Source organism: Paenibacillus helianthi, from assembly GCF_001909055.1.
Lineage (GTDB): Bacteria > Bacillota > Bacilli > Paenibacillales > Paenibacillaceae > Paenibacillus_AQ > Paenibacillus_AQ helianthi.
Genome location: NZ_LVWI01000097.1, coordinates 1 through 11,534 on the forward strand (window position 1 = coordinate 1; position 11,534 = coordinate 11,534).

General features: G+C 47.0%; 11 protein-coding genes and 1 pseudogene. 5 read left to right on the forward strand and 7 right to left on the reverse strand.

Features of this window, described 5'->3' with window-relative positions; translation table 11 throughout:
- Positions 1 to 157: 157 nt before the first annotated feature.
- On the reverse strand, positions 158 to 994 hold the full coding sequence (locus A3844_RS29685; RefSeq protein WP_083607090.1) for a pentapeptide repeat-containing protein: 837 nt from the start codon (positions 992 to 994) through the stop codon (positions 158 to 160).
- Positions 995 to 1,027: 33 nt separating this feature from the next.
- Positions 1,028 to 2,110: a tyrosine recombinase XerS gene (xerS, locus tag A3844_RS29690; protein ID WP_074084499.1), complete on the reverse strand. Its 1,083-nt coding sequence runs from the start codon at positions 2,108 to 2,110 to the stop codon at positions 1,028 to 1,030.
- Between the two features lie 181 nt (positions 2,111 to 2,291).
- On the opposite strand from xerS, the gene A3844_RS29695 reads away from it, so the two are divergent.
- Both A3844_RS29695 and A3844_RS29700 read left to right on the forward strand, forming a co-directional pair.
- Positions 2,292 to 2,801 carry a GNAT family N-acetyltransferase gene (locus tag A3844_RS29695; RefSeq protein WP_074109371.1) on the forward strand — a complete coding sequence of 170 codons (510 nt, stop codon included), beginning with the start codon at positions 2,292 to 2,294 and terminating at the stop codon, positions 2,799 to 2,801.
- Between the two features lie 116 nt (positions 2,802 to 2,917).
- Positions 2,918 to 3,934 (forward strand): hypothetical protein, encoded by a 1,017-nt coding sequence (locus A3844_RS29700; protein ID WP_167374773.1) that lies wholly within the window; start codon positions 2,918 to 2,920, stop codon positions 3,932 to 3,934.
- A 163-nt stretch (positions 3,935 to 4,097) separates the two neighbouring features.
- Here A3844_RS29700 and A3844_RS29705 read toward each other — a convergent pair whose 3' ends face one another.
- Positions 4,098 to 4,496 (reverse strand): hypothetical protein, encoded by a 399-nt coding sequence (locus A3844_RS29705; protein WP_244169891.1) that lies wholly within the window; start codon positions 4,494 to 4,496, stop codon positions 4,098 to 4,100.
- Between the two features lie 354 nt (positions 4,497 to 4,850).
- Positions 4,851 to 5,786, reverse strand: a complete 936-nt coding sequence (locus A3844_RS29710) for a Gfo/Idh/MocA family protein (RefSeq protein ID WP_074109373.1) — start codon at positions 5,784 to 5,786, stop codon at positions 4,851 to 4,853.
- Positions 5,787 to 5,906: 120 nt separating this feature from the next.
- Here A3844_RS29710 and A3844_RS29715 point away from each other — a divergent pair, with 120 nt between their 5' ends.
- Entirely contained in the window at positions 5,907 to 6,863 is a 957-nt protein-coding gene (locus tag A3844_RS29715; RefSeq protein ID WP_074109374.1) for a helix-turn-helix transcriptional regulator, read from the forward strand.
- A 143-nt stretch (positions 6,864 to 7,006) separates the two neighbouring features.
- On the opposite strand, the gene A3844_RS29720 is transcribed toward A3844_RS29715, so the two are convergent.
- Positions 7,007 to 8,245, reverse strand: coding sequence for an MDR family MFS transporter (locus A3844_RS29720; RefSeq protein ID WP_074109375.1), 1,239 nt, complete (start codon positions 8,243 to 8,245; stop codon positions 7,007 to 7,009).
- Between the two features lie 159 nt (positions 8,246 to 8,404).
- Here A3844_RS29720 and A3844_RS29725 point away from each other — a divergent pair, with 159 nt between their 5' ends.
- Entirely contained in the window at positions 8,405 to 10,174 is a 1,770-nt protein-coding gene (locus A3844_RS29725) for an ABC transporter substrate-binding protein (RefSeq protein ID WP_074109376.1), read from the forward strand.
- A gap of 70 nt (positions 10,175 to 10,244) precedes the next feature.
- Here A3844_RS29725 and A3844_RS32950 read toward each other — a convergent pair whose 3' ends face one another.
- Positions 10,245 to 10,565, reverse strand: coding sequence for a hypothetical protein (locus A3844_RS32950; protein WP_167374772.1), 321 nt, complete (start codon positions 10,563 to 10,565; stop codon positions 10,245 to 10,247).
- Between the two features lie 350 nt (positions 10,566 to 10,915).
- Between A3844_RS32950 and A3844_RS29730 the strand changes: the two are divergent.
- Positions 10,916 to 11,239, forward strand: a pseudogene (locus A3844_RS29730) (GerAB/ArcD/ProY family transporter); the annotation flags it as partial.
- 17 nt (positions 11,240 to 11,256) lie between these two features.
- Here the strand turns inward: A3844_RS29730 and A3844_RS29735 are convergent.
- Positions 11,257 to 11,534 (reverse strand): transposase (locus tag A3844_RS29735; RefSeq protein WP_208619460.1); only part of this gene is annotated, 278 nt, incomplete at its 5' end.

The window sequence follows — 11,534 nt, forward strand, 5'->3', positions numbered from 1 at the left end:
TAGAAATCCAACAATGCAGCAGTAATCGAACAAGTTACGTCTTATAGAACCCCGTCATAAAGAACAGCGGCCCGCCTCCCCACTAGGAGGAGCACAAGGCCGCTGTTCTGCTCTTACAGACTGCTGGAATTAAAGTGTTGAGATGTAGACAGCAGGTTTACAATGAAGACCAATGCTCAGGACGTGCGAGTGCGTCAGGAAGCTTGGTTAATGCATCGCCCTTTGCAGCATTGAGCTGGGATTGGGTCAGGAAGAGGGTATTTGTGAGATCGGCCCCGCAGAGATTCGCGTCTCGGAAATCAACGCCAATCAAATCGGCTCCCCTCAGGTCAGCCCCGCTGAGGTCTGCCGCAATCAGATAAGCTCCACGCAAGCTAACACAGCGCAGATCGGATTTTTTGAGCTTTGCTCCGATCAGGTCGGCACCTCTGCCATAGTTTTTTGGTCGTTTGGGGATATTGGTCAGTTGACGCCTAGCGGCATCACGTGCCAGATCGCTTGTCTGCAGCAGCAACTCGTTAATTTCTGCACGGTGAGTAGGCACATCCACCTCCAGCAGCTTCTCGGCCGGCAGTAGAGTCATCCGCGTAGTCTGCTCAAGTGCGGAATGGAGCTGGCTATGGATCGGTTCCGCGGCCGGTAACTCAAGTGCTTGGGTCAGATAGTACATCAGCTCATGAAGATGACGCACTACCGGGAAGACCTCGAACATTAGAGCCGCTGATTCCGGAGCCGCCCGCCAGTCCCGGCCGGCAAAGGTGTGATGGGAAACCTTGGGGCCTGCACCGAAGCATTCGTATACCGTACATCCTTTAAATCCTTTGGCTCTCAGGCCGGTATGAATCCCGCAGCGGAAGTCATCCCGAAGATTGGGACAAGGCTGGCCCGCATTTTTGTTAATAGCAAAATCTGTTGATACAGCAAAGGGCAATGCGGCGCAGCAAAGGCCGAAGCACTCTTCACAGTTGGACTGTAAATCCATAGGATGAAACATTTGAGACAATAAACTCCCTCCGTGGATGGGTATTCAGCTCTCCAGACGCCGCTCAATTGCTTCAGACATTGTTTTGTCTGTAAGATGGGCATAGACTTCCGTTGTTTCCGTTGAGGCGTGTCCGAGCTGTTCCTTCGTTTTGTAGATATCATTTTGCAAATAATAGTCTGTGGCAAATGAGTGGCGTAGCTTGTGCACAGTCAAGTACGGCTTACCGAACCGTTTGGCGTATTTGATAATCATCTCCTGGATTGCACGCTTGGTCATCCGTTTGCCTTCATGACTTCCGTTAGGCAGAGCAATGAACAATGCCTTTTCTTTCTTGGGCGTTTTGTAACGGGACTGGCGCAGCGTTAAATAAAGGGAGAGATCATCTTTGGCTTGCTCCCGGAAGTAGACCGGTGTCTTGAACGTTTCATCATTGTGACCCTTACGGTAGACGTACAGCAGCTTGTTATTCACATCCAGATCATCCACATTAAGGTTGACCACTTCTGAGACACGGAGGCCGGAGTTGAGAATAAGGCTGGCGATACAGGCATCGCGTTCACGGTTGAGTTGAAACGAATAATAGGCTTGCTTATTTGCTTCAATATCGCGCCCATACCCTTCATAAATATACCCTACGAACTCCAGCAGTTCTTCGTCCTCCAGAATTTTGCCTTTAAGCTTGGCGGCGGTATCCTTAGGTTTGTGAATACGCTTGATCTCAACCTTGGCCATCACGTTGCGTTTGAGCAAAGGATAGAAGTTCTCGTCCTCAGCGATCTGGCTTAAATAATGGAATAGTGAACGAAGGGCAGACAGCTTACGCGAGACGGTAACTTTGGAATTTGTACCATCTGCACGTGTTGTCAGATGCAGGCGGTAACCGACGATACTGTCCATATGCAGCGTCTCCAGATCCAGCAAAGTAATCTCTGCCAGGCTGGCGGCCTGGGTAAGTCCCTCGCCACGAAGCCAGCCGAAGAACGATTCATAGTCGCGGATATACTCCAGCAGGGTAGAGGGTGAGAGATCTGGACGTTTGTAGTCAATGAACTGCTGCACAAACCATGGCATGTGAAGCACTTTTTGGTCGAGATGTGTGCGGTCAGTGTTTTTTTGAATGCTCAAAACTTGTTCACCTGCCTTAAGGGTTCTGGTATTCAGCGGACTAGTCTTTCTGATTTCCTCCTATTTTATCATGTTTCGTGGCTTTTGGCCGGAATTCACAGCTCTTATAAGGGGCCTGCCTTGCTCCTGAAGGGACAAAGTTATAGAATGTGTAATAAAAGTGAATCTCAGAGGTGACCCCATGGAACTTGGAATCGAGCTGGTTCCCAAAGAGCAGCGCCAAACCATCAGCAGGTTGATGCAGTTTTATCTATATGACTTTACCCGCTATCTGGAGCTTGAGGTTGACCGTGACGGCATGTTCCCGCCATATCCCGGCCTGGAGGCTTACTGGAATAGCGGTAACAATAAATTCGCCTATGTATTTACGGTGGATGATAAGATTGCCGGCTTCGCCCTAGTGGATAGGCTGCTTCGCAGTTCGGAGGGGCAATTTTACATGACAGAGTTTTTTGTGATGCAAAAATACCGCCGCAGCGGGGTAGGCACATGGGCAGCACACCGGTTGTTCGATATGTTCCCTGGTGACTGGAAGGTATCGCAGATTCGCGCCAATACTCCCGCACGCAACTTCTGGCACCGGGTCATCGGTTCCTACACAGGCGGTGAATTCAAAGAACGTTTTAATTCCAGGCAGGGGAATCCCAGTCAATATTTCAGCACATTAAGTATTAATAGAGTGAATAAATAAAATAACCAAAACAGGATTGAATATACATCTCATTCATTGAGCATAAAGCAGCAAAATCGTTCGATAAAGTGCAACATGTAGAGATTTCCAGCGTCTGGATATTGAGGTGATTGTTCATGTCCAGCATCCAAAAAATCTTCTGGATAGGCTGCGTATCTGCTATGGCTACGATAAGTTCAGGCTGTAGCAGTAATTCAAATTCTCATACTCAGGAGTCAAAAGCTAATCCGACACAGGTTAGCTCCGCTCCATCTGCAACTGCGACTACTGTGCCTACTGCTGGGGCAACTTCTTTGCCTGCGGCAAAATCAGTCTCATTGATCAAAGACGAAGTGCCTGAATATGACGGAAGCGGAAGGGCTTATATGACTGGAGGAACGGAGCTGAAGGCCGATTATTCCAGTGACCGGAATTTGCCGCTGGCGGTATTTATGCCGGAGAACTTAATCCGTTTTGAGAGGAACGGCAGAACTGCATGGGGGACAAGCGACAAGTCGAACTGGATCTCTTTTCGGAAAATTCAGACAGATGATTCTGCTCTGGCAGGTGCATACAAACCTGAAATAGCCGATGGTGCTGCTGCTCTGCTTCAATATAAGGAATACCAGGGCGGCTATCCCGATGGAAACAGCAGGGTGGATGTATTCAGAATCCGAGCCAAAGAAGAAATCTATCAAGCTGAAATCCGAACCACACCAGCGCAGCGGGAAGAGCTCCTACCCCTGTTCATAGATATCCTGAGAGAAGTGCAATACATGAAGAAACAGACACCGCTGGTTGCCGGAGTTTTTATTCAGGAGCCTAATGTTGGAGTGGGCAAAGAGAACAGACAGATGCTGAATGAGGTCATGATCTGTCTCCAGGCCATAGTTGCACATGATAAAAAAAAGTTTATGAGCACTATGTACTCACCGGAAACCGGAGACTACCTCAGCTTCTTCATCAATACCTCGACATCTTACCGTTTTACAGAGATGACCTATGAGGGTATCCCTGCAGAAGGTACACAGCGGGCAAATTTCGATGTAAGCTTTCAGTATATGACGGATGAAGGCTATCAGGCCGACCAGAGCTATACGATCTCATTGCTGCGCACCAAGCAAGGGGAGTGGAAGGTTGCGAATATCGATTGACGATGGAATGAAGATAGGGCGTACCGTATTATAACGGTATGCCTTTTTCCTATTTTCATGCAAGTCTAAGCTGATTGGAGCCAATCCTACAAAGTAAGATTACATAATAATAAATATGTTAACTATAATCGGGTTGCGTTAATCAGGATTTATCTATAATTCTTTAGGACTCTTCAGGTCTTACTTCTTGTACACCGACTGCTGATACGGGGGTAACCCAAACTTTGTACAGTATGCCTTCACGGGTATAATCATAATTTGTGTACACCAGAAATTGAGGATCAGAAATTGTATTCCGCCAAGTCCATTCATACACAAGAACATGGGCCAGCATCCAATTCGTTGTTATATAGCCGTCGTAGAGATATCCAATCTCGTTGTAGGGTCCGCTCATTATCCATTCATGTGCTTCATGAAAGCTGTCTACACTCATATTTTCGGTATGCCAGATTATATCTTTTGGTTCTTTCCTGTACCGGGAGTGGGGAAGATCAGTCCTATTCGGAACTGGCTTGACTGTGAATTCCACATAGGTTGCATCTACCTTTTCGTCATCTTTCAAATTAGATCCCTCCCCATCGCTATTTACCTTATTGTAGCAAAAAGGGACCGTGAAGTCGGGCGATTCGCTGGAAATAGGGGTAAAGTGGATACTTTTGATGATAAAAAACAACAAAGTTAACATAACATTAAATACGTAAACTATACTCAACGGTAATGTAATCGACAAGCCGAATTATCAAGATTTTGGATAATCAATTCTCTTATTTCATCATATGAATAATTCACAATAGCAAAGCAAACCCAGCAACACCTCCCACCATACATCGCCTAAACACAACAATAGACGATCCAGCAATACTAAAACACAGAAAAAGGGTGGGGGTGCCTGGTTTCCTTATTTGTTCTGTAATCTTCAAGACAATTTGTGTGTAATCTCAAAAGCAGTTTCCACAGCAAGCACAGCTTGCTTCAGCGAGATCATCGACGTTGATCCGTCCCGGAAACATTGGAGTGCATAGCACAGGCTTTTCTCATAGGGATTACTCTGTTCCAGTACAAGCTCCTGTTTCCCGGAAACTCCATACTCATACAGTGTGGCATCAATCTTGCCGTCCGGATAATCTATTTCATGAAATTCAAGCTTGGCTTGTTCAAAATAGGCTTCATAGCCAACAGTGAACGGATATGAAGCAGGCATTTGTGAGGTGACTAAGATCTCTGCTGAAACCTCTGGTGTACCTAAAAGCGCATGAACCAGCGCCTGCCCGTCTTGTCCGCTGCTGCTTCCCCATACTGAGGTGAGCGGAGGGTTATCCAGCAGCCAGCATACCATATCCAGTTCGTGAATCATCAGATGGGTAGCAATTTTACTTAAACTAAGGTCGCCCCATAACGGTGCAGTTTCTCTTCTCAAGGATATGTGAAGCAGCTTCCCATATTTCCCGCTCTGCATTACCTCGTACAAATAGGAATACGCATGATCAAATTTGATAAACTGGTTGACCATGATCCGTTTTCCATAGATTTTCTCCGCCTGCAGCATAGCCGCAGCATCTTCGCAGCTCAGACAAACCGGTGTTTCGCAAAACACATGTTTTCCAGCCTTCAGCCCCTCGATAGCATATTTAGTGTGCAGGCCGGAAGGGAGGCAGATATCAATCACATCCAGCGTGGCATCCGATAGGATTTCGTTGATGGAGTTAGTGATTTCAACCCCCAGTTCTTCCTTCAGCTGATTAAGCTTGGTTTCATTCCTACCAAAGATAACAACCCGGTTGATACCTTTCATTTTTACCAGCAGGCTTGCATGATAAGCTCCAAAGCCAGTTCCCAGTATGCCAATATTCATTTACAGCAGCTCCTCTCTCTGATACATTCAGCATACACTTATATTGTTGACATCAGAGTGGCAAGAATAGAGCGAGAGCGGAAAATCTTAATCTTTTACTAATGTATTAGGGGGCTGGAAATGAGGCTGCATCGCTTGATTGCAATCCTTTTACTACTGGAATCCAGGGGGAAAATAAAGGCGAAAGAGCTGGCGGAAGCGCTGGAAACCTCCGTTCGTTCGATATACAGGGATATTGATGTTTTGGCAGAATCGGGAATCCCCATGGTGACAACTTCCGGGCCGGGTGGCGGGATTTCCTTGATGGAAGGATACACCGTTAATCTTCAAAAGCTGCACGGGGAAGAGGTAATTAACCTGTATTTGACGGGAATGGGGATTCCTTTTGATGCATGGACTGAATCAGGACTGATGCTTAGGAATGCGCTGCTGAAGCTGGAAAATACGTTGCCAGCTGCCTACCAGGAGGATATCCGCAAGGCCAAAGACCGGTTTTATTACGATAATACTCCATGGTGGGAGGAACGGACCGAGATTCCTTGTCTCGAGCAGCTTCGGTCTGCGGTCTGGAGGTGCAGATGCATTCAGATTCAATACCGTAAGGTAAATGGGGGTCTGACTTGCCGTAATGTACAACCCTATGGACTGATTGTGAAGCAGGGAGATTGGTATTTGGCGGCATACTGCGAGTCAGCAGAAGCTATTCGTACATTCAAGTGCGAGCGGATCACATCAGCCGAAGTTACGGAAGGCAATTACATGATCCCAGAAGATTTCGCTCTGGAGGAATATTGGCTGCGAGGGAGTGAGTCTTTCAAGCAAAGCTGCAAGCAAGAGGAATACTATCCTGTAGTTGTGAGAACCGGAAAGGACCAGCAGCGGCGGATGAAGCAGTACGAAATTGTCGGAGTATTGGAATCGGATGAGCTCATGGAGTATACGCTGAATCTGTATAGTTATGAATCCGCGTGCAGGCAGGTAATGAATCTGCTGAACGAAGCAGAAATCGTCACTCCCCCGGAAATTAGAAGATATATTGAGGAACAGCTTGTATTCCTGCAGAAGGTGTATTCTTGAAAGAAGTGTTGCAATATCCACAGGAAACATATTATATATTATGTTAACCCGGTACAACCCTCTTCCTCATAAACAAGACCCGCTAAGCGCTTTGGCTTACACGGGTCTTGTTTCATGCTGTTCAGGAGAGGTCCTTTGTGGAGTCAAGCACTTTGCGAGCTGATTTTTGCCTCTGTGCGCTCTCTGGCAGTCAGTCTTTTGTGTGCGGTAATGAGGAAAGGAAGCCCCAGTGCTGTACTTAAAGCGAGCGGAACAAATACAGCCGGGCCATTAGTGGCGCCAAATTGATCCAACAGCAGGCCACCGAGAATAGGAGCCATTACGTTACCCAGGTTATTGAAGCCAATCGTGCCGAAATACGTACCTTTCCATTCAGGCTTGGCAATTCGGTCGATCAGCATATCCATCATAGTGAAGAGCAGAACCTCACCGATCGTGAACAATACCACACTGAGCATTAAAAGCGCTACTCCACCGGCAAGCCCGAACAGGAGCAGGCTCAGCGCCACACAAATATTCCCCAGAATTAACGGAATAAGCGGCGGGAATTTGCTTGCTGTGCGGACAATCGGATACTGAACGACCAATACGGTGATTGCGTTAAGTGACAGCATGTAGGAAAAGACCTGACTGCCGTTCGAGAAATGCGTATCGACCGCCAGATACTGGGCCAGCGTAGAGCTGAAATGACCATAACCCAGTACACAAAAGATGGTCCCCAGCAGCACTGGCAAAAATACCCGGTCCCTGCTGGTGACTGCCAGAGCTTCACGCAGCTGTGGAGCGTGTGCTTCTGAGCGGACAGGCAGGCTGGCCCGATGGACCGAGAATTGCAAGAACAGCACGATTCCGTAAGCAATATAGACGACTCCAGCGATCACAAACGGGAAGGTGGACTTAGCGGAGCCCAGCTGCAAACCGATAATCGGGCCGAATACAACACCCAGATTAACCGCTGCATACCGCAGATTGAAGACCAGCAGCTTATGAGCCGGAGGGGTGATATCCGAGAGTAGTGCACGTGACGTTGGCTCGAATACGGCACGGCATAGGCCATTCAGCGTATTCACCAGGAAGAAAACCCAGATATGCTGCGCTGATGCGAAGCCGAAGAAGACACAGGCCCAGCCGAATACAGAGACCAGCATGACGATTTTACGCCCAAAGATATCCGATATGTATCCGCCATAGAAGCTGATCAACACACCTGCCAATGAGCTGACGGCCACCGTTATGCCCGTCTGCGAGTGCGAAGCACCGAGAACTTGGGTTAAGTAGATGGATAAGAAAGGAATACTCATCGAGGTCACGAGGCGGCCGAACATCGTGCCGATAATAATGGTCCAGGCCAAGGGATGGATGTGCCGCAAATGCTGTTTCATGTGATTGAGGATCTCCTAATCTTACTGATGAATTTGGGATTGCTTATGAATGCTGCTATGAAATAAAAAACGACTTGTGTATAATTGTAATGATAAAAGGGGGAAATAAAAGTGTAAGATTTATTCGATGTATTTCACCTTTAATGAGGAGCAACGACAATGGATACCAGCACCGCACACTTTATACATTTAGCAAGAACGTTTAACATTCCTTTTCGGATCCATGAGCCTGTTCCTGTAACGATAGACAGCTTGTCCGCCGCCCTGTGCTGTACTCCCCGTAATGTGAAATTTATTTTGCGGAGGCTTGAAGAAAATGCATTTATTCATTGGAAGCCGGGACGCGGGAGAGGCCATACTTCGGAGTTGACTTTTTTGCGGGGAATTGACGAGGCCATTGAGGATAACTTTCAGGAGTTGATGGGAAAAGGAAAGATTAAGGAAGCCATCGAATTGATCGGTGTCACTGAAGCCAATGAAACGCTAAAGGAACGGCTGCTCAGCTCGCTGAATATACAAATGGGCTTTCATAGTGAAGCGGAAACCGCCTCCAGGCAGGATGTCCTGCGTATGATGCGCGGGCGCCGTTTGGAGAAGCTGGACCCGGCTTTTGTGATTACGGCTTTTGAAGCTTATTTGCTAGGGCAAATCTGCAGCACGTTAGTCACCTATGACGCCTCAACCCAGACTTTTCTTCCGGGACTGGCTCACACATGGGAAAGCAGTGAGGATTATAAGATATGGGTATTCTTTCTTCGTAAAAGCGTGCGATTCCATCATGGAAGAGTGATGACTTCGCGGGATGTTAAGGAAACCTTGCAGCGTTTATTCGATCTGAACAGTCCAGCCATCTGGAACTATGAGGACATCGAGCACGTGAGTGTAGAGGGGGATCACTGCATTCGTTTCCATCTTCGTCGTCCGAATCTATTCTTCTTGCATTTGTTTAGTTGCATGCACATGAGCATTCTACCTTATGATGTAGACATCCGTACGGAACTAATCGGGACTGGACCCTACCGTATCAGCGATTTGAATGAAGATGTGCTGGTGCTCAGCGCATTTGAACAATATTACGGGATTCGCCCGCATCTGGATCGGGTGGATATTTGGTTTGTGCCGGATCACGGCCCGAATGAACGTCAATATGAGCTGCCGGGTGCGTACCGGATGAAGCTCCCTTCGGAAGGTTCCGTGACGAACAGCATTAACTACCCGGCTTTGGGTTGCAAGTACATGCTGGTTAATTTCCGTAAAAAGGGAGTCCATCATCAGCTCGCTTTTCGGCAAGCACTACGAATCCTGTACAACCAAGTGGCACTCGTAAGGGAATTGGGCGGCAACCGCATTACACCAGCAGACAGCTTCCTGCCTTGGAAGAGCGCTCAAAGCGACTGGACAGAGCCTCCATTGGAACAGGCGCGCGAGCTGCTGGCAAGCAGTGGTTATCAAGGCGAGAGTATCCTCCTTGCATATACAGTTCATAAAGACCTGGAAGAAGCAGACTGGCTTAAACGGCGCGGAGCAGAGATCGGGCTGCGTATTGAGCTCCAGTCCTATATCCAATCACATGCCAAAGACGCGCTGAGCTCAGCCGAACTGATTATGGCGGAGGAAATTCTGGAGGATGACTGGCAATGGGGATTAATTAATTATTTTAGGAATAAATCCAATTATTTACACGCCTACCTGGAGCCTGCCCAAAGCTCTTTACTGGACCGGGAACTGGAGGACTTTACACTATTAAACGGAGAGGGACGGGCTGAGCTGCTGGATAAAGTGGAGGGAATCATCCGGGATCACTGCTGGCTTCTATATGGTTCTCATGTTAACAAAAGAGCACAGCTCAATCATAGCCTGCTCGGGTTGCATACCAGCTCATTTGGTTTCCTGGATATCTCCAAGCTGTGGATCAAGCCAGCGCACTAAGGTTCAGATTCTCTTGAATTTGCCTATACTCTGAAAAGAGACTGAATCGAATTCCTGTCCATGAAACGGTCTATGCCCGGTTAAACGTATAGGAAAGCCGTTCTGCTAGCAGCGATACTCCAGTCTCATAAGGAAAAGGAAGTGCCGCAATTACAGCACTTCCTTTTTTTAAGCCGATGGTATCGAATAGAAGGTCCCCAGGGTGGACCTTGTTAAACTGCTTGCTTCCCATCGCATTTTTTACAGACGGTGAGCTTCTCACCGGAAAGGCCTTTACCGAAATACAGAAGCTTGATTCGCGTGCTGCCGCAGAGCGGACATGTTCCTCTGCTCCGGGATGGAGTACGCCATAGTGCTTTGCCTCGTTTGTTTTTAGACATACAGATTCCACCTTCACTCTTGATACGCTATCTTATGCCCAGGCAGAAGGTAGCGTTCCACGGGCAATCTTTGGCTGTTGCGAAAAGTAGAGCTTTGGTAAGAAATGCTTGAATACAGCTTATTTGTGGGTCAGAGATTGAGGAATAAATCATATATGAATGGAAATAATATGTTTTATATGAAATAAAGTACATTCAGATATAAATCAGACAGTCAGAATCAAATAGTAAATAAATTCAGAAAGAGCTATATTTGTGTAGCTTTTTCAGCTGCTTATTCACCGGCAGAAGTAGAGGCAAGCGTTTGATGTTCCCATCCAATTACGCAGAACTAAGGAAATAGATGGAAGGTGGGGAAGAAATGTTTGTGCGTGCTGATGATAAAATTACAACAAGACAGACATCACTATTCTTGACGAATTCGGTACTAGGGGCGGGGATTCTCACTTTGCCCAGAGATGTGGTGGAATCCGTCAAGACTCCGGACGCATGGATGTCTGTTGTGCTCGGTGGCATTATTGTAATGTTGGTTGCTGTGATAATGGTGAAACTGAGCCAACAATTTCCCGGTAAGACCATTTATCAATACTCCAAACGGATCGTAGGGGGGTACCCAGGAGGATTTTTATCTTTGTTATTAATTTTATACTTTCTATTGAGTGCCGGATTTCAAAATCGCGTACTATATAAGTTGAACTAGAATTATTCAGTAAGTCGGTCGTTTTCCAAACGAAGGGAAAGACGATCAATAATTGTCTGAGTATCGAGAGCAATGTTTTGCATAAACGCAGCCACTTTTTTGCGGATTTCTGAGACGGTATGGAAAAACACGTTGTTAATGACATCTGATTTCAGCCATTTCCAAAGTCCCTCAACCAAGTTTAGTTGCGGACTATAGGGAGGTAAGAAAACCAATTCAAGACGTGCTTTGTAATCTTCCAAAAAGGGTTGAAGTAATTTCGCATGATGAATACGAGCAT